Origin of the sequence: Spirosoma radiotolerans (assembly GCF_000974425.1) — a bacterium.
Lineage (GTDB): Bacteria > Bacteroidota > Bacteroidia > Cytophagales > Spirosomataceae > Spirosoma > Spirosoma radiotolerans.
Map to the genome: position 1 here is coordinate 141,570 of NZ_CP010429.1, position 18,442 is coordinate 160,011.

Annotated in this window: 13 protein-coding genes; 7 read left to right on the plus strand and 6 right to left on the minus strand. The window is 50.9% G+C overall.

The window, feature by feature from the left end; all coding sequences use genetic code 11:
* Positions 1-26: 26 nt before the first annotated feature.
* The 3 genes from SD10_RS00590 to SD10_RS00600 all read right to left on the minus strand — a co-directional run bounded on the left by SD10_RS00590 (position 27) and on the right by SD10_RS00600 (position 2,978).
* A complete protein-coding gene (locus SD10_RS00590; protein WP_046375209.1) occupies positions 27-1,172 on the minus strand; it encodes an acyltransferase family protein in 1,146 nt (381 codons plus the stop codon).
* A gap of 129 nt (positions 1,173-1,301) precedes the next feature.
* Positions 1,302-2,207, minus strand: coding sequence for a prohibitin family protein (locus tag SD10_RS00595; protein ID WP_046375210.1), 906 nt, complete (start codon positions 2,205-2,207; stop codon positions 1,302-1,304).
* Between the two features lie 312 nt (positions 2,208-2,519).
* Positions 2,520-2,978 (minus strand): DUF1573 domain-containing protein, encoded by a 459-nt coding sequence (locus tag SD10_RS00600; protein WP_046375211.1) that lies wholly within the window; start codon positions 2,976-2,978, stop codon positions 2,520-2,522.
* Positions 2,979-3,221: 243 nt separating this feature from the next.
* On the opposite strand from SD10_RS00600, the gene SD10_RS00605 reads away from it, so the two are divergent.
* From SD10_RS00605 to SD10_RS00635, 7 genes are all read left to right on the plus strand, one after another.
* On the plus strand, positions 3,222-5,627 hold the full coding sequence (locus tag SD10_RS00605) for an alpha-ketoacid dehydrogenase subunit alpha/beta (protein ID WP_046375212.1): 2,406 nt from the start codon (positions 3,222-3,224) through the stop codon (positions 5,625-5,627).
* Between the two features lie 91 nt (positions 5,628-5,718).
* Positions 5,719-7,074, plus strand: coding sequence for a 4Fe-4S dicluster domain-containing protein (locus SD10_RS00610; protein ID WP_046375213.1), 1,356 nt, complete (start codon positions 5,719-5,721; stop codon positions 7,072-7,074).
* 18 nt (positions 7,075-7,092) lie between these two features.
* Positions 7,093-7,650 (plus strand): NADH-quinone oxidoreductase subunit J family protein, encoded by a 558-nt coding sequence (locus tag SD10_RS00615; protein WP_046375214.1) that lies wholly within the window; start codon positions 7,093-7,095, stop codon positions 7,648-7,650.
* Complete coding sequence (gene nuoK / locus SD10_RS00620; RefSeq protein ID WP_046375215.1) at positions 7,637-7,948, plus strand: NADH-quinone oxidoreductase subunit NuoK; 312 nt, start codon at positions 7,637-7,639, stop codon at positions 7,946-7,948. The genes SD10_RS00615 and nuoK overlap by 14 nt, the downstream gene beginning before the upstream one ends.
* Positions 7,945-8,553 (plus strand): 2OG-Fe(II) oxygenase, encoded by a 609-nt coding sequence (locus tag SD10_RS00625; RefSeq protein WP_046375216.1) that lies wholly within the window; start codon positions 7,945-7,947, stop codon positions 8,551-8,553. Before nuoK ends, SD10_RS00625 begins: the two co-directional genes overlap by 4 nt.
* A gap of 252 nt (positions 8,554-8,805) precedes the next feature.
* The gene (locus tag SD10_RS00630) at positions 8,806-10,713 is read left to right on the plus strand and encodes an NADH-quinone oxidoreductase subunit 5 family protein (RefSeq protein ID WP_046375217.1); all 1,908 of its coding nucleotides are present in this window, start codon (positions 8,806-8,808) and stop codon (positions 10,711-10,713) included.
* Positions 10,714-10,782: 69 nt separating this feature from the next.
* Entirely contained in the window at positions 10,783-12,462 is a 1,680-nt protein-coding gene (locus SD10_RS00635; RefSeq protein ID WP_046578865.1) for a complex I subunit 4 family protein, read from the plus strand.
* Positions 12,463-12,505: 43 nt separating this feature from the next.
* On the opposite strand, the gene gldG is transcribed toward SD10_RS00635, so the two are convergent.
* From gldG to SD10_RS00650, 3 genes are all read right to left on the minus strand, one after another.
* The gene (gene gldG / locus SD10_RS00640) at positions 12,506-14,173 is read right to left on the minus strand and encodes a gliding motility-associated ABC transporter substrate-binding protein GldG (RefSeq protein WP_046375218.1); all 1,668 of its coding nucleotides are present in this window, start codon (positions 14,171-14,173) and stop codon (positions 12,506-12,508) included.
* A 67-nt stretch (positions 14,174-14,240) separates the two neighbouring features.
* The gene (locus SD10_RS00645; RefSeq protein ID WP_046375219.1) at positions 14,241-14,489 is read right to left on the minus strand and encodes a hypothetical protein; all 249 of its coding nucleotides are present in this window, start codon (positions 14,487-14,489) and stop codon (positions 14,241-14,243) included.
* Positions 14,490-14,548: 59 nt separating this feature from the next.
* Entirely contained in the window at positions 14,549-18,130 is a 3,582-nt protein-coding gene (locus tag SD10_RS00650; RefSeq protein WP_227699100.1) for a putative LPS assembly protein LptD, read from the minus strand.
* Positions 18,131-18,442 lie beyond the last annotated feature (312 nt).

An 18,442-nucleotide genomic window follows, 5' to 3' on the forward strand; every position in this document is an offset into this window, starting at 1 on the left:
GCCCTTAAAAACAAAAAGGGCTAGCCTTAAACCCGTAGAAACGTTTTCTTCTTGTACAGGAAATATAGGAAACCCCACTTAACTGCCAGAAAGGCTACTACACTGCCCACTGTCTGAACAGGTTCGCTGAAGAAGTGTAGTAATCCAGCAAAAAGAAAATGGGCTGCGTATTCGAAGTCAATGACTCGGCCCGCCAAATAGATAAGAATGGAGTTCATGCCGATTACGACAAAGAAAAAAGTCCATCGACGCCAGTTTTTTACATCGATAATCCAGTAAAACAGGCTCAGAATCAGTAAGCTCCACCCTCCGGCTACCAGCACGAACGAACTTGTCCAAAGATTTTTATTGACAGGAAACACGCTATTCCAGACCCAGCCCAGGGCAACGCAGCTTACACCGGCCAGAATGAGCTGTTGAATTTTTCGCGTATCGGTCAGGTTATGCCGGCGCAAGACAGTTCCGGCGAAAACACCTAACAGGCCCGTACAAATAGCTGGTAAGGTTGACAGGAGGCCTTCAGGGTCATGTACGACCTTGTAGAGCCGTCCGGGCATAAACAGCCGATCGACATATCCTACCAAACTGCCTTCCATGGTTAGGTTGCCTGCGCCAAACCCCGGCACGGGAATAAGCATCAGCATAGCCCAGTAGAGTAGCAGGATGCCTATAAAAATGCCATACCGAGCCCGTTCGCTACGGACGTACAGATATATGAGTTGGGCAAACATCCCTGCCAGACCAATTCGGGCCAAAACACTGCCAAAACGCATTTCGGCAAAGGGTTTCATAAATAAGCCGTTGTTGTAAATGATTCCCAAAACGACCAGAATTAGCCCCCGCGTAATGACTTTTCGGGCCAGCATCGCTCTATTGTCGCCTTTCGCTAACCGGCTGCCCAATGAGTAAGGGGTGGAGACGCCCGCCAGAAACAGAAACAAGGGGAAGATGCAGTCATAAGGCCGGAATCCATTCCAGGTGACATGGGTAAACTGATCAGCCAGAAAAATAGCCCACGCCCAGCCGGTCGTTTTGGCAAGGACATGAAAGACTTCTTCACCTCCCATAATCCAAAACATGTCGAAACCCCGCAAGGCATCGAGGGATAAAAGACGACGGATCGGCACTGGCTGAGCCAGGGCAGGCTCTTGGGTAGAGGTTGTAGGTTGCATAGATTGGGGCTTGGGAAGAAAGCAATGATAACGAAAAAAGAGGCTCTATCAAACCAGAAAGGTCTAATAGAGCCTCTTTCATATAGCTTCTGTCTGTCTTCTGCAGAGCCTTGCTTACCATTGAGCAGCTTATTTATCCGACAAGATCATCGGTACGTTGCCGCGGCTACCCATAATCACGATTTTGGCGTTCGGCGATGCTGCCAGTTCGCGCTGGGCTTTTATCTGCTCATACTGCAATTGCTTATCGCTTAGACCAGTCGAGAGAATCTTTTGGTAGTCGGCGATCCCCTGGGCTTCTACCCGTTTTCGTTCAGCTTCCTGCTTTTCTTTTTGCAGGACAAACTGCATTTTCTGAGCGTCCTGTTCCGCGTTAATCTTCGATTCAATGGTCTTCTTAACTGAGGCAGGTAAGTCAATGTTTCGAATCAATAGTTGTTCGAGCAGGAGCCCACGTTTGCGGAAGTCAGCTTCTATCGTCTTGTAAATGCGGGTTTGAAATTCGTCGCGCCGGGTCGAGTACAAGGCGATGGCATCATAATAGACGGCGTTATCCCGAATACGGGTACGGGTAATGGGACGTACAATTTTGTCCATGTAATCAGTGCCGATTTCGCTATAAATTTTGGGCGCATCGGCCGAAACAACCCGATACAGCACAGTTAGGTCAATCACCACTTCCAGCCCATCGGCGGTAAGTACGCGGATGGCATCGTCGCCTGCTTTCTGACCTTCATCGTGGCTGGCCGACATGGTGTAGTTCTGGGTTTTTATGTCGAATTCTGTCACATTCGCCAATGGGTTAACGAAGTTAAGGCCAGCGCTTAAGGGGCGATCGCTCACATTACCAAAAATGGAGGTGACGCCAACTTGCCCAGCGTCTATCTGGCGGATGCTGGATGTAACAAAGCCCAGAACAATGAGAATAACGCCCACTACTTTGGTGGGCCGGGAATAATGAGAAAATGCGATGGCAGGGGTATTGATGGCAAATCCGGCGACAAGCACCAAAAAGCCAAGGACTAGAAAAAACATAGCTTAAGCGGGTATAAGCTGCCAACCTGCGTCTAAACGCAACCTGCCAACTGGTGTGAAATGAATAATCGAAAAGGATGTGCTAAAACGGGGCCGATTTATCGGCGTTGGGGCGGAGCCATAGGGAGCTTGAGTCAGAAGACACCCGAAAAGTAACGAACTAATAACGCACAAAAAACGAGTATGGGAGGAGCGGATGCCGGGTTTGTCGATCGGTTGACGGACAGGATAAGAAAACTGTTGGGTACAAAAAAAGGCATCCGGTAAACGACCAGATGCCTTTCTTAACCACACTATTAACCCTTCAGTGAATTAGCGTGAAGTTTTGGTGCTCTTTTTCTTGTCTTTCGCAGCCGGTGTTGTGGCTGCAGGAGCAGCGGCCGTTTCGGCAGCCGCAGCGGCAGAAACCACTTCACCTTTCAGATACAGAACCGCCTGACCTGCTTCGGCATTGCTGGTTACGGTTACCGATTTGTTGAATGGGCCGGCAGCGGCAGCATTGTAGGTAGCCGAGATAGAGCCTGTTTTGCCAGGCATGATTGGCTCACGCGAGAAACTTGGCTTGGTGCAACCGCAGGATGCCTGAGCGTCGTTGATAACAACTGGATCGGTACCTGTATTCTTAAATTCGAATACGTGAGTTACTGGCTTACCCTGCTCAACTTTACCGAAATCGTGGGTTTCTTTCGTAAATTTCAAAACTCCTTTTTGGGCGTAGCTAACAGCAACCAGCATGAACAAAGCTACGAAAAGTGAAAAAGTCTTTTTCATTGGACTAAATGGAATTATGGTTTGGTTTTAAAATACTAATTCTTTTGTACTGATGCCTATAGCAAAGGGTCTGCCAAAAACGTTAATAGTTTTCATTCGGTCAACAAATAAACTCAAAAAATCGTTTTTTTGAAAGCTGACTTGTTTTGCCTTACTTTTACTTTCGCTAGGGAATCGACAACTCGGTACCAGCTACTTCATCGATAAATTGATTGTTAGACGATTCCAACCCGTAGCTCTGTTGTGATAGCAAACGAACAACTCCGCTCGACTGATATTTTAAGTCGTGAAAAAATCTTATCAGATTACCGATTGGCCTATGAAAGCCGACAGGTAAGCTTGTTAGGTCGGCGTGATGTGATGGGAGGAAGGGCTAAGTTCGGCATATTCGGCGATGGCAAGGAGTTGGCGCAGATAGCGGCAGCCAGTGCGTTTAACCGGGGCGACTTTCGTTCGGGATACTACCGCGATCAAACATTCGTGGCGGCTCTGGGCGAACTTCGCTGGACAGAGTTCTTCGCCCAGCTTTATGCCCATACTGACCTGGAAGCCGAACCCAATACGGCCGGTCGATCCATGAATGGGCACTTTGCCACCCGCTGGCTCGACGATCAGGGGCTGTGGCGCAACCAGACTGAACTCTATAATTCCGTTTGTGATATTGCCCCCACGGCAGGACAGGTTCCGCGTGCACTTGGGCTGGCCTATGCCTCTAAACTTTTCCGCAATAACCATGCCTTAAGCGACCTAACTAATTTTTCGCACAATGGCAACGAGATCGTTTTTGCGACCATTGGCGATGCCTCAACGTCGCAGGGGATGTTTTGGGAGACCATGAATGCGGCTGGTGTATTGCAGGTTCCTTTGCTCATGTCGGTTTGGGATGATGGCTATGGCATATCGGTTCCCGTCGAATATCAAACCATAAAAGGAAGCATTTCAAAGGCGTTGGCAGGGTTTCAGCGCGACAGCCATGATAAGGGCATGGAAATCTTCACCGTGAAAGGGTGGGATTATGCCGCGCTGCTGGAAACGTATCAGCAGGCGGCTCAGATTTGCCGTACGCAGCACGTGCCGGTGCTGGTGCATGTGCAGGAACTTACCCAGCCCCAGGGCCACTCGACATCTGGTTCGCATGAGCGCTACAAATCCAGGCAACGCCTGACCTGGGAAGCCGAACACGATTGCAACCGCATTTTCCGCCAGTGGATTCTGGAGAACGGATACGCCGTCAACGACGAGTTGGAAACCATAGAAGCCGAAGCCAAACAGGTAGCTAAACGTGCCCGTATCAGTGCGTGGGATGCTTTTCAGACATCCATGAAAGGAGACTTTGACGAAGCACTTGATTTGTTACAGCAAACGGCTCGCCACAATGCCAAATCGGCGGAATTGATGGCTATTCGGGAAGAACTTCGTAAGACGTTTTCGCCTGTGCGCCGGGATGCTGTTTCGGCTGTACGAAAAGCCTTGCGGGTGTTGCGCAACGATACCGGTTCGGGGCGTCAGCGCCTGAAAGCCTGGCTCGAACGAACCGATGCTGAAAACGCCGACCGGTTTAGCTCGCATTTATACAGCCAGTCGCCGGAATCGCCGATGCTGGTTGAGGGCGTGCCTGCCCAGTTTACCAACGAAAGCCCGGTGCTCGACGGTTATTTATTGCTTCAGCGTTATTTTGAGAGCGTATTTGCCCGAGATGAGCGAGTGGTCGCGCTTGGAGAAGATGTCGGCCAGATTGGCGACGTTAACCAGGGCTTCGCAGGATTGCAGGAGAAATTCGGGGAGATACGCATTACCGACACGGGCATTCGCGAAACCACGATTATTGGACAGGGCATTGGCATGGCTATGCGTGGCCTTCGCCCCATCGTCGAGATTCAGTATTTCGATTATGTCTATTATACGCTGGCAACGCTAACGGATGATCTGGCAACGTTGCACTATCGGACAAAGGGTGGTCAGAAAGCTCCATTGATTATTCGGACGCGTGGACATCGGCTGGAAGGTATCTGGCATTCGGGTTCTCCGATGGGCACCATGCTGAGCAGTTTGCGGGGGCTTCATGTTCTGGTGCCGCGTAATATGACCCAGGCCGCTGGTTTCTATAACACGCTACTTAAAGGGGATGACCCGGCTCTACTAATCGAATCGCTGAATGGTTATCGATTAAAAGAAACGCTTCCGGCTAACCTGAACGAATTCTGTGTACCCCTCGGCGTTCCGGATATTCTTCGTTCCGGCTCCGATCTGACTGTAGTGACCTACGGATCAATGTGCCGAATCGTGTTAGAGGCCGCTGGTCAATTGGCCGAACTAGGGATTCAGGTAGAGGTGATCGATGTGCAGACGCTGCTGCCGTTCGATGTACACCAGGTAATTATTGAGTCAATTAAAAAAACAAATCGAGTGCTGTTTGCCGATGAAGACGTGCCCGGTGGCGCATCGGCCTACATGATGCAGCAGGTTGTTGAAGGCCAGAATGCGTACCGCTATCTGGATTCGGCTCCGGCTACGCTATCGGCTAAGGCACACCGACCTCCCTACGGTTCAGATGGCGATTACTTTTCGAAGCCAAACATCGACGATGTCATTGAGATTGTCTATTCCATGATGAGTGAGGCCGACCCAGTGCGCTTCCCACAGCTTTAATCTTGATTGATTGAATGCCTGAATGATAGAATAGCAGAAGCACGCTTACTTAGTTTATCATTCAGGCATTCAATCAATCGATCATTCAACAATGTCATACTTCAAGGACATACAATCGGGCATCCGAACAACCCTAAAGGGACTGAGCCTTACGCTGCGGCATCTTCGGCAGGCCACGAAACGCCGTACACCCGAAGGAATCGCCAGTGCTAATTATTTCGACTTACAGAATGGCTTAGTCACTCTTCAATATCCGCACGAGCAGCTTCCTATACCAGACAATGGCCGTTATAAGCTTCGCAACGAGATTGACGATTGCATCGTTTGCGATAAATGTGCCAAAGTGTGTCCGGTCGATTGCATTACCATCGACGCTATCAAAGCCACCGAAGAGGTCGGGAAAGCGTCGGACGGATCGCCGATTCGGTTATACGCGGCCAAGTTTGACATCGACATGGCCAAGTGCTGCTATTGCGGCCTGTGCACCGTGGTTTGCCCCACCGAATGCCTGACCATGGACAAAGAGTTTGATTACAGCGAATTCGAACTAGGGAAGCTGACCTATAGTTTTGCTGAATTGACCTCCGAGCAAGCCGACGAAAAACGGGCGCTGTACGAACAGTACGTTCGCGAAAAAGACGAAGCAAAAGCGGCCCAACTGGCGGCTAAAGCGCCGGTGGCTGAAAACGCTGTTGCGCCAAAACGACCTGTGTTTCGGCCAACGGCTAAACCGAGCGTACCGCCATCACCGCCTGCTGAACCGGCAAATTCAGCAGGCTCATCCATTGAACATCCGCTAACCGATGCGACGCCGGATGAAATGCAGCAGATTGCGCAGGGTGGTCTTGAAGCAGCGAAACGGCCTGTCTTTAAACCAACGAAAAAGTCCGTAGCTCCTATAGCCGATACGTCATCTGAGGCAGCAGAGCCGTCAGATGCACCTGCTCCTGTCGGTAAACCGGCTGGTTTCCGACCCACCATGAAACCGCCTGTCGTTAAAGTCATTGAGCCCGCAGCAGAAGCGCCTGTACCAGCTGAGCCAGCTAAGCCAAAACCGGCTTTCCGTCCGACGATGAAGCCGCCCCAGGCTGCCGAGCCCAAGCCGGAATCAGGACCGGAACCGTCTGCGCAGGCTGAGGCTCCAAAACCGAAACCCGCGGCTTTCCGGCCCACCATGAAACCGGTAACGCCAGTAGACCCCGCGCCTGCGCCGAATGAGCAGGCTGAGGCTTCAAAACCGAAGCCAGCCGCTTTTCGACCGACGATGAAACCGGCCGCAGCACCGAAACCAACCAAGGAGGAGCCCTTGTCAGAATCGAAAAGTCCGGTTTCAGACTCAACCATTGACCCACCATCAGAGCCGCCGGTTGAGCCAGTAAAGCCTAAGCCTGCTTTCCGACCAACGATGAAGCCCAAACCAAAGCCCGACGATGAGACATCGGCTTAATCAACCCTAGTCAAAATAGTGATCCAACTTGCCTTTTATGCCTTTTCAATACTGACGCTCGGTAGTGCATTGGCTGTCTTACTAACCCGTAATGTGCTATACGCGGCTTTTTTTCTCCTGCTAACCCTGTTTGGAGTGGCTGGGTTATTCGTCTTGGCGAGTGCTGATTTTCTGGCCATTGCCCAGATCATGATTTATGTTGGGGGCGTACTTGTCCTGGTTATTTTTGGGATTATGCTCACGCACAAACCTGAACTTACGACGAACACAAACAGCCAGCAACCAAACAGGATTGCCTCGAAAAATCGCTCGGGTATTATGTCGGGATGGGTGATTGCCCTGCTGGTATCGGGTGCTTTGTTCGTTGCTTTATACACGTTGCTGGCACGCGCTAACTTCACCATTCTCAGTCGACCAGTAGGCTGGCAAAGCACCATGCACACGATAGGAAAACAACTTATGACCGAATATGTAGTGCCTTTTGAAATAGCGGGAATCCTATTGCTGGCGGCCCTCGTTGGCGCTACCTATCTGGCGGCTCCACAACCTAAATCTTCTCACGATGCAACCCGTTGATAGTCATTTGTTTCTACTCGTGGGCGCGGCCCTCTTCAGCATCGGGTTAGCGGTCGTCATTCTTAAGCGTCATGCTATTGTGGTGTTAATGGGTATTGAACTGATGCTCAACGCCGTTAACATAAACCTCGTCGCTTTTAGTCAGTATGATCCTGACCGGTTACAGGGCCAGATGCTAACGTTATTTGTGATGGTTGTTGCTGCAGCTGAGTCGGCGGTTGCGCTGGCCATTGTTTTGCAGGTTTACCGTCATTTCCACACGGCTCAAGTGGATGAGTTAAACGAACTCAATTCTTGATCATACCCTTCGAGACTATCATCAACGGTATATTGACTGATGGCTATGGCGTTGCAGACAATTTTATAACACCTGATGAAGTGGCCGCCCTTGCGGATCAACTGCATCAACGGCTGAGCGCCGGGAAATTTAAAGCTGCCGGTACCGGAAATGAGCAGGTTTCGGTCGAAAATGCGGTTCGGGGCGACGAAATTATGTGGCTCGACGATGCTACAGCTACACCTGTCGAAAAGGCGTTTCTACTTCGGATCAGCGAATTCGTATCATACATAAACCAGACGTGTTACCTGGGGCTGCGCGATGTTGAATTTCACTATGCTCGCTATCCAACAGGTACTTTTTACAAACGCCATCTCGATCAGTTTCGCAACGATTCGCGTCGAAAACTCTCGGTCATTTGCTACCTGAATACGGATTGGCAGGAGGAAGATGGTGGGCAATTAGCCCTTTATCTTCCCGGCGCTGTTGTCGACCCAGAGCGGCAGATCATAATTTCACCAATAGGCGGTCGGCTGGTCTGTTTTGAAAGCAGTTTGTTGCCTCATGAAGTACTGCCTGCCATCCATGAACGGCTCAGTATAACAGGTTGGTTGAAAACAGGTTAGGTTCAATAAGTTGCTGTTGATCGAACAAAAGATTTAACCATATAGCGGTAAGGCGGCCATTAGAAAGTAGTGTCATCATACTAAAAATAAGTAGGCCAGGATGACAAAAAACGCTTGTCGAGACTAATCTAAACTAGTTTTTCTTGATTATTTAATCTGGATAAAAAAGCGGATATTATAGAAGGGCTAGCCCGCTATTTGCATCCCCACGGGATATTCGGGATATTTGCCCCCAATTCTGACTGATCCCGAATGCCCGCCGACAATCCCCACCTGCTTCATGCGCTGATGGCCATCTTACTGGGGCTTCCCTTTGCCGGATTTCTGGTACTGACGGCCGCCAATCGCCGAACGGCCGGTTTCGTTGCGGTACTGTCTACCAGTATTGGTCTGGCCTTGTCTATATTGTTAGCGACTACCTTACCCGAACAACCTTTATTAATACAGGCTGATTGGGCGACGTTCTCGGGCGTATCCTTTGGCTTTAGCCTGCGACTCGACGCTCTTGCCGCGCTGATGCTCGTGCTCGTTCATTTTGTCGCCTTACTCGTGCAGCTATATTCGCTTTCCTACCTACACGATGAACCGAAACTACGCCGGTATTTCGCCTATCTGCAATTATTTGTAGGCGCCATGTTGGGAATCGTTCTGGCAGGAAATCTGCTGGTCATGTATGCCTTTTGGGAATTGGTTGGTCTGGCGTCGTACCTGCTGATTGGTTTTTATGCAGAGCGAGCGGCCTCATCAAAAGCGGCTCAAAAAGCGTTTCTGATGAACCGCGTTGGCGATATAGGCTTTCTTATCGGTATTTTTTTGACGTATTATCAATTCGATACGCTCGACTTTGCGGCTCTGGCAACCCTCGGTGGACAAGCGGTGTTGCCCACCGCGCTCGGCTTGTGTCTATTCATGGGTTGCGTTGGAAAATCAGCTCAGTTTCCATTATTAAGCTGGTTGCCCGATGCCATGGAAGGGCCCACGCCTGTGTCGGCCTTACTTCATGCTGCTACAATGGTTGCTGCGGGTATTTTCCTGCTGGCCCGAATTCATCCGCTTCTTTCAGCTGATGCGCTGGTTGTCATCACCATAATTGGCACTATAACCACCCTTTGGGGTGGTTACTCGGCGCTTTTCCAAACCGACATCAAGAAAGTGCTGGCTTTTTCAACCGTTTCCCAGTTGGGATTGATGGTGGCCGGAATGGGAACCGATAATGTGAGCGGGGCCATGTTTCATTTACTAACCCACGCTTTTTTTAAAGCGGGTTTGTTTCTGAGCGCTGGCGCTATTATCCATGCTGTTCATACCCAGGATATGCGGCAGATGGGTGGTTTACGCAAGGCATTACCGGCCACGTTTATTGCCTATACGGTTTGCGCGGCTGCCTTGTCGGGCTTGCCCTTCTTTTCCGGCTTTTTATCGAAAGAAGCTATCCTAGGAGGAGCTTTTGGCTGGGCGACTATTCAGGGTAATGGCTTCGCTTTCGTTATACCAGTCTTACTGCTGTTGTCGTCTGGGTTGACGGCGCTTTATATGGCCCGGCAGTGGCGGCTAATTTTTTTCGGTGTCTACCGCAACAAAGAAGTACCGCTGATCCAGGCACACGAACCCAACTGGCTCATGCGCGGGCCTGTACTCTTACTGGCTCTCTTGTCTGTATGGGTCTGGTTTGCTGCTAACCCATTTTCAGGGCATGGGAGTTGGTTTTTTAACTTACTCCCTACACAGGAAGAGGAACATTTCGGGTGGCTGGCTCCGGTATCTATTGGCCTGGTATTACTGGGTAGCTGGCTGGGCTTTCGCATGCCGGAGCCGGGAGCTAACACGAGCTATGTTCGGCTGTCAGTCGAGTACGGCTTTCTGGATTTTTTTATCAGAATACTCGCGATCAGACCTGTGTTGCGCCTGGCGGCATTTCTTTATAAGACCGACCATCGGGTGGTCGACGGTGTTGTGAATGGGGCCGGTGTAACGACCGTCGTACTCGCGCATGTGACAACGGGTTTCGACCGTCTGGGCGTTGATGGCGTCGTAAATGGCGTGGCCTGGCTGGCTGGCCGGTTAGGTCAATTAACGCGCGCTGTTCAAAATGGGCGGGTGCAGTCGTACATTACGGCAGCTGTGATTGGTTTGTTAGTGGTACTGTGGTGGTTGCTTTAAGATATGGGTCAGGCTATTGCCTGGCCTTTGGTAATAGGATCAGGCAATGACCTGGCTCAGAATATACGTATGATTCTTTCGTTACTCATTTTTCTCCCTTTATTAGGCGCGTTGATCGTAGCTCTTCTGCCCGATAGTCAGGCTGTTCACTATCGACGGATTGCGCTGGCTGTCACGCTGGCCGACGTTGTGCTGGCTGGTGTGGCTTATGCTGGATTTGATAAAACCGTTAGTGGTTATCAACTGCTCGAACAAGCTAACTGGATTACGTTGCCATTGGGTAATCTGGGCGTCGTTTCCATTGATTACCTGCTCGGCGTCGATGGGATTAGTCTACCGCTGGTTCTCCTGTCGGCGGTTGTGATGCTTGTAGGTGTGGTGTCTTCTTGGCCAATGACTTACCGGCAACGGGCCTATTATTCGCTCTACTTGTTGCTGACAGGCACGATTATGGGCTGTTTTCTGGCCCTCGATTTCTTCTTGTTTTTTCTGTTTTTCGAATTTATGCTCCTGCCGATGTATTTTCTGATCGGCTTATGGGGCGGGCCACGTCGAGAGTATGCGTCTATCAAGTTCTTTCTATACACGCTGCTTGGGTCATTATTGATTTTGCTGGTGATGATCGGGCTGTACTTATCCGTTATGGACCCTGTGAGTACGGCTGTCGCGGCTGGCCTGGTAACCAATCCTTCGGATGTAACGGCGGAAGTTATTCGTGCTGTTCAGGTTTACCTTCAGAATGGCCAGTTAAATTCGGCACAGGTTGTGCATACGTTCGACATGCGCTACTTAGCCGATGGCGGCAACTATTTACCCAATGCCTTTCTGAACCCATCCGCCGAACCGATTGTAGCCGGATTCCCGGCGCGGATGCTGGCCTTTTGGGCTATTTTTATTGGCTTTGCTATAAAGCTTCCTATCGTGCCTTTGCACACCTGGCTGCCCGATGCCCACGTTGAAGCACCTACGCCTGTTTCCGTCATTTTGGCGGGTGTACTGCTTAAAATAGGCGGGTACGGTTTTCTGCGAATTGCCTGGAATTTCTTTCCCGATGGCGCTGCTGAATATGCTTTCGCGCTAGCCGTATTGGGCGTATTGTCCATCGTGTATGGCGGCTTGAACGCGCTTGCCCAGGCCGACCTCAAAAAAATGATTGCCTATTCATCGGTGTCGCACATGGGCTTTGTCTTGCTCGGGGTGGCCTCACTCACCGCCGAAGGCATCAATGGTGCCGTGTATCAGATGGTGAGTCACGGGGTTTTGTCGTCGATGCTATTCCTGCTTGTGGGCGTCGTTTACGACCGTACCCATGACCGGCGCATTGACTCGTATCGTGGTTTGATGCAATCCATGCCTAACTACACAACCCTGACCGCCATTGCTTTCTTTGGCTCATTGGGCTTGCCCGGATTTTCAGGATTCGTTGGCGAATTGTTTACGCTGATGGGTAGCTTTCAGTCGGAGTGGATACCGGGCTGGCTCACGGCTGTTGCCACAACGGGTATTTTGTTAGCCGCTGCTTACTTCCTCTGGACGCTTCAGCGAATGTTTTTCGGCTCGTTATGGGTGCGGCCTTTTGAGACAAAAACTGGATCGAGCCACACGCTTACCGATTTAACCGCCCGCGAAAAACTCATGCTGATTCCTTTGGGCGTTATGGCGCTGGTGCTGGGCTTGTTTCCTAATCTCGTCTTCGATCTGACGAACGCAACAGTAGCCCAGTGGCTGGTGAAGTTTGCCGTGGAGTAACCTGGAAAACTAGTTGTATCGCTGATTTCAAGCTTATACTGATTCACTGTCCGTACTTTCTGCGCCGGGCCACCTGCCAAACCAGCCCCACAAGGCCTACCAACACCAGGGGACCTATCAGGTTTACTAGCTGCCAAGTAGTGCGGCTCGCATCTGCCTTGATTTTGTCCAGAGGACGAAGGGCTATGGTTCGGGTGCGGGCGGCAATAACGCCGTTTGGGTCGACCAGATAATCAAGTGCATTCAGCGCAAAATCTTTATTGGCAAAGGTAGTGCGGGTGAACCGGTCGAATCCCAGCGGATAGGGTGTGTTGCGTTTGTAGTCCACATCGTTCACGATCAAGTCACCGTCGGAGCAGACGAGTACGCGGGAAGCTACACCTTCGGGCCGGAAACCAGCCGCGCGGGGATCGCTGGGCAAAATCCGGTTCGCAAACAGGGATTTAAACCGACCTTCGAGCAGGCAGCCAATGAGCTTGGGCCCTTCGTTGTAGGTTTGCGGGTCGGGTTGCTGACGTGCTTCATTGTAAGAAATCAGCGCTGGTGCCTTTAGCACTTTTGTGTAAGGTGAGGTCAGCAGCAGCGGTGTTTTCTGAATGCCCGCTGCCTGAACCGTATCGAGGGTACTGATAAAGCGGCCCAGAATGGCATCCAGGTTACGGACAATGGGGTTGTTTGATGTGCCAAAATTGTTTAGTAACGGATAAAACCGCCAGGGCAGGAGTTGAATATTCGGCTTATCGCCCAGGTTTCCCACGTTGAGCGGGATGGGCGCGCAACGTAGATCCTTTACCACATCGCGGTTCAGCCGGATGCCCCAGCGGAAAAATAAATCGTCGAGATTCAGGCTAACGGGTTGTGCATACGTGCCTGCGTTGTCGACGCTGTCTACTCGCTGACCATCCACAAAAAACAAGGCACGGCCACCGTTTACAACAAACTGGTCGAGTTTAAAAATGTCCTCTTCCGAAAAAGGCTTATCGGGTTTGGGGACCAGGATCGCATCCAGACCGGCAATGGGGCCGGGTTTAGTCATGTCGATGAAATACAGATCGTAGGTCTGTTGTACGGACGCCAGCAGGTCGGCGAAGCGGGAGGGAGGTACTTGAGTATGGCCATAAAGCAACCCAACGCGCCGACGGTTTCCCTCCGTTTGGGTCAGCTTACGAATCGCCGATGCGAGTTGATATTCGACGCCTTCATACGATTGGTTTAACTGTTCTTCGGGCGAAGCCGCTTTGTTGCCTTTCAGCAGCTGAACGGCTGTTTCCTGTCCTTTATAAGACACAATGGCGCCGGGGAAAACCAGTTTCTCTGTGCGTTTTCCGCCTTCGCTGGCAAACAGGTTAGTCGGTAGCAGGCCCCGCTGTTGTAGTTTGTCGATGAATTTATTTTTCTCATCGGGATTTGTAATTAGCGCCGGGTCAATAAATCGATACGTGATGGTCTTTCCAGCCCGTGCTTCAAATTCATCCAGTGTTTCCCGAACGGCACTTTCAAGTCGTTTGAAGCCTGGAGGCAGATCACCGGTCAAGTATACATCGACATGAATGTCATCCGGTAAATTGGCCAGCAGGTTTTCTGTGGCTGTAGAAAGGGTATAGCGTTTTTCCTGGGTTAAATCGAGCCGAAAAAACACAAAGGCCGACAACACATTGACGGCAAGTAAGGCAGCAATAACGAACAGGGTACGCAGGGAAGCGGGTCTCATACGGAACGTTAACGAACAACTACGCCGAAATGGTTTATAGATTAGCGAACAGTCCGGCTAATGGCGCTTAATTCAACCTCAGTTCGGAAATAACGGTTAGATTGATTGCCTTTGCATCTTCCTGGGCTGTTTGCAGCGTATCTAACTTCTCGGGCTCGATGCCCAGTTCCTTCATGAGCCGATGTTGCCGGGCTTCAATATAGACCAGGCGCGCAATGATCTGATTCATTCGGTAGTCCTGTTCATCCTGTCGCTGGAGCAGGTAAGCCGTTTTGGCTTCCAACTCATCAAGGCGTTGTTTATCGCGGTCAGTCATAGTTATTTCCGGTGAGATTACACGAAGCAAGTTAGCGTTTTTGGTTGGCTTTCAGCAGACTAGAAGCCACCCCGGTCGTAGAAACTCCGGCGACGGCTGAGTTTAAGCTCCTGCAGGATCGACGACCGAGCCCGTAAATCGAATGAATAGTTGCCCGACCGGAAATTATTGCCCGAATAAGGCGTCCAGTTAAAGGCCATTTCCCAACAGTGCAGGTCGCGGTTGATGCCGATGGTGGTTAAAGTTGGGCTTTGGAATACGAAGTCATAGCCCGTATTGATCGTCACTTTCCATTTGGGCGTTAAGCTGAGGTCGCCCGTTAGCGTTAACGCCTGAATCACCTGCGACTGAATGGGCGTCAGTTTGGTCAGACCAAATGTGTAGCTCACATTCATGGACCAGGGCACGTTAAAATCGACGTACAACTCCGGGTTATTATTGATCGCCTTCATGGTGGCGTCGGATGCGTTGGGGCTCGATTTCTTCTTGTCAGCCTGCTTGGGCGCAAAGCGTGCGCTGACGTAGGCTTGTAAGTTCGTCATACGAAGAAGTCCCTGACCGGCCTGGAAGGCATACAGATTCGGTACCCGAATGTATTGCTGATCGACGTAGGGCTGCTCGGCATTCAGGGCCAGAATGGAAGGGGAGAACGCCAGTGGGGTGGGCGTCGTCGAGGTTGGGAACATGTACTGCGCCGTACCGCCGTAGGGCCGGTATGCGTATGGATCAAAGGTAGACGAGAAGTTGAAGCTGATATTTTTAAATATCTGCGTATTGGCGCTGACAGCAATGGGCGATAATTTATAGTCAGGGGCCAGCAGGTTATAACTGCCGTTGATACTCAGGTTATCGAAAATCGGAATCTTCTTGAAATCCTGTCCCGACGAATCACTGCGGGTACGAATTTTCATTTCCAACTGGTTGACAATACCAAATGAGATGAAGGCGGATTGTGTACTCGACGCGCTTCCCGCGCTACCTCCCAGCCCTCGGAACACCGATAGCGTTCGGCGATAGAGCGGCAGGTTTGCCAAAGCACCTTCAGCTGGCAGTATTTGAAACTGCCCAAACGAGGGGTTCGTAAAGTCGGGGACGTAACTAAACGAAATAGAAGGCGCCACCGTGTGTCTAATCGCTTCAATACGTTTTCCCCGGATAAAGTACGTACCGTAAAAACGGGTGTTCATGCTGGCATTGACCGAAAAGTTATAGGACGGGAAGAAGCCGCGTGTTGTATCGATTTGTACCGCATTTCGGTCGCTCAGGTAGGTGTAGCTGAGCTTTTTGCTGTAGATGTCGCCCTGTAAGGCAAAACCTGGCGTGACGTTGATGTACCGTAGTAATTTAATGTTGGGCAGCGAAATGGGGATACTATACCGCGCCTGCACCACCCGGTTTTCCCAGATCCGATTGGCATTGGCTATACTGAAAGGAATCAGGTTTGGATCCGCGGTAACAATGCCAAATCGGAGGTTGTTCGCGCGGGTAATACTATCATTATAGCGCTGAATGGAGTTAATGGGTGTTATGCGCGTAATAATGGGAAAGCCCAGCCCTGTTGTATCAACCTGACGCCGGATGGTATTGCTCACGCTGATAGAGCCGCTCACGTCCAGACCTACCCGGAAGCTCTCATACCAACGGCCAGTACCGCCTTTGAGGGCAAAGGGCGCAATCTGATTGACGCCAAAGTTAAAGTCCGACGACACATCTGTCTTCCCGTTTTCACGGACGCTTGTTTGTGGGTTTATCTGGCCAAACTGCTGGTTGACCCGTACGTTGGCTCCCGCCCTCACGTACTGCCCAAATGTACGGCTGTATTGTACAGACGAACCTGCTACGTTCGATATATAGGACTGCGTACTGTAGGAGTTGAACTGGTTATAGCTGTTGCTGCTCACGTTTACATTGGCCGAAAAACTACCCCGGCCACGAGGCACCGGCGAGTGGGACCAGTTGACGGCAAAGTCATTGCGCGGGGTTTGGGTCAAGTCAACCCGGTCGCCGGAGCGGTTTCGATTAAATTGCAGGTTCACGCTGCCGCTGTAGCGATACCGTTTGTTGTAGGCCGACGATACGCCTAATCCCCAGCTACCCCGCGAATAAATCTGTCCTTTGAACTGGAGTCCAAGATTCTCATTGACGGCCCAGTAATAGCCACCATCACGCAGATAAAATCCGCGTCCGTTGGGTTCTTCCCCATACTGAGGCACAAGAATACCCGACACACCAATCTCCTTTCTTTTCGGGAAAGGAAAGAAGCCGAAAGGCAGCCCGATGGGCAACGGGATCTGGTTAATAACCAGGTTAAATGGCCCGGCCACCACCTGTTTATTGTGAATAACTTTCAGCTTACTGGCATTGATATGAAAGTGCGGAGTGGCCAGATTACAGGTCGTGTAAATGGCCCGGCCGATGTAAAGGTTGTCCTCGTCATCTTTCTTAACCGTTTGCCCGCGAATGTTGCCCTCGCCCTGCTGGGTAATGACACCCTGAATACGGCCCTTGCGCGATTTGAAATTGTAGCGAATCTCTTTGGCGTCGTATTTGCCTTCACCATCCTGGAAGATGGGGCGACCGATCAGTTTTTTGGCTGTTGAATCGTACCGGCCTTTCGCATAAACTTCATTTGTGAGGTAGTTTAGGCGGATGTAGTCGGCCTTGAGCGAAATGTCGCCATAGATAACACTGGCCTCACCGAACAGCTCGACGGTGCGCCCATCGGCCGAATAAAAAGTAGAATCTTTGGCCTGGTATTTGACTGTTGTCTTAAAGGAGTCTGCCGTTTGAAGGGAATCTTTTTGGATAGAGTCTCTGCCCGCAACCTGCGACGAATCAGCCGTATCGAGTGGCCGACCTGAATTCGGCTGTAGGGGTTTGATCCGGCTCTCTGGCCGGACGACATTTGGCGAAACCAGGCCGGGTCTGGTTTGAATAGGTTTGACTGATAATAGTCTGTCTCTGTCTGTCTGTCGGACCAGGCTGGTTTGCGAACGAGGGGCAGCCGTGGTGGTTGACTTTACATCGGTCAGTTTCGCTTTCGCTTGACTAGAATCTTTTCGAACAACGTTCCTGGTCGCGAGTTTAAGTGAATCAGGGTTGGCCGTCGGTTTTGGGGTTGTACGAGCAAGTTGGGAAACCGAATCGAGCCTGGCAGGTCTGGCTTTCAACAGTTTACGGGTAACCGTCAGCAAATGCTGTTGCGCTTTGGGTACGTCTGTTATCAGTTGGTCTGATAAGCGCTGCGTTAGCTTCAGCGGTTTGGGTTGTAGGCGAACCAATGGAGTAATCTGCACAGGGCTAACGTTGGTAGCATCTGGTGCTGTAACAACCCGTTCTGCGGGTAATGACCGAATGGAATCCTGCCTGGCCGGGCGGGTTACAGGGGCTGGAACCGGGGTGATTTGTCTTTTGGTACCCGTTCCAAGTCGGTTGGGGACTGATTGCCGTTGGTTGAGTTCCCGCTCCAGGTCGCTTTCCTGGCTCGCACCAGTGGGGCTTGTTTGGGAGCCGGGAAGCGTAATCGAGCCGGACGAAGGGCCAACAATGACCCGTCCCGGCGATTTCTTTTGCGCTGGTTGGGGCGGTGTACTGTCGTTGGCTAATACAGATTTTGAGTCGGGCACCCGTTGCGCTGGCACTGTAGCCGGTGGTAAACCACCTTTAGCAGGCTGTGGGGGCGTGGTTCCGCTCTGTCCTAACGCGTTGAACGTCCAGATTAGCCAGATAAAAAGGCTTGAAGCCTTTATCCATATTGGTCGTATCCGCGAGGGCCGCAAAATAAAGTATGCTTTTTTCAGGTTTATTAAAAAAATTATATTTGCCTCAAGACCGTTAAGTCTATGGCTTACAAAGGTATTCACGAACAGTCATCCCGCTACCGCTTTGAAACGTTTTTGGTCGTTAAAAATTATTAAATCAACTGGCAGCTCAATTTCGGCCACTTCTCCCGG

Coding starts and splice junctions, on each gene's coding strand:
- SD10_RS00635 (WP_046578865.1), top strand. CDS start 10,783: ATGATTCTTTCGTTACTCATTTTTCTCCCTTTATTAGGCGCGTTGATC.
- SD10_RS00600 (WP_046375211.1), bottom strand. CDS start 2,978: ATGAAAAAGACTTTTTCACTTTTCGTAGCTTTGTTCATGCTGGTTGCT.
- SD10_RS00645 (WP_046375219.1), bottom strand. CDS start 14,489: ATGACTGACCGCGATAAACAACGCCTTGATGAGTTGGAAGCCAAAACG.
- SD10_RS00590 (WP_046375209.1), bottom strand. CDS start 1,172: ATGCAACCTACAACCTCTACCCAAGAGCCTGCCCTGGCTCAGCCAGTG.
- nuoK (WP_046375215.1), top strand. CDS start 7,637: ATGCAACCCGTTGATAGTCATTTGTTTCTACTCGTGGGCGCGGCCCTC.
- gldG (WP_046375218.1), bottom strand. CDS start 14,173: ATGAGACCCGCTTCCCTGCGTACCCTGTTCGTTATTGCTGCCTTACTT.
- SD10_RS00595 (WP_046375210.1), bottom strand. CDS start 2,207: ATGTTTTTTCTAGTCCTTGGCTTTTTGGTGCTTGTCGCCGGATTTGCC.
- SD10_RS00630 (WP_046375217.1), top strand. CDS start 8,806: ATGCCCGCCGACAATCCCCACCTGCTTCATGCGCTGATGGCCATCTTA.
- SD10_RS00610 (WP_046375213.1), top strand. CDS start 5,719: ATGTCATACTTCAAGGACATACAATCGGGCATCCGAACAACCCTAAAG.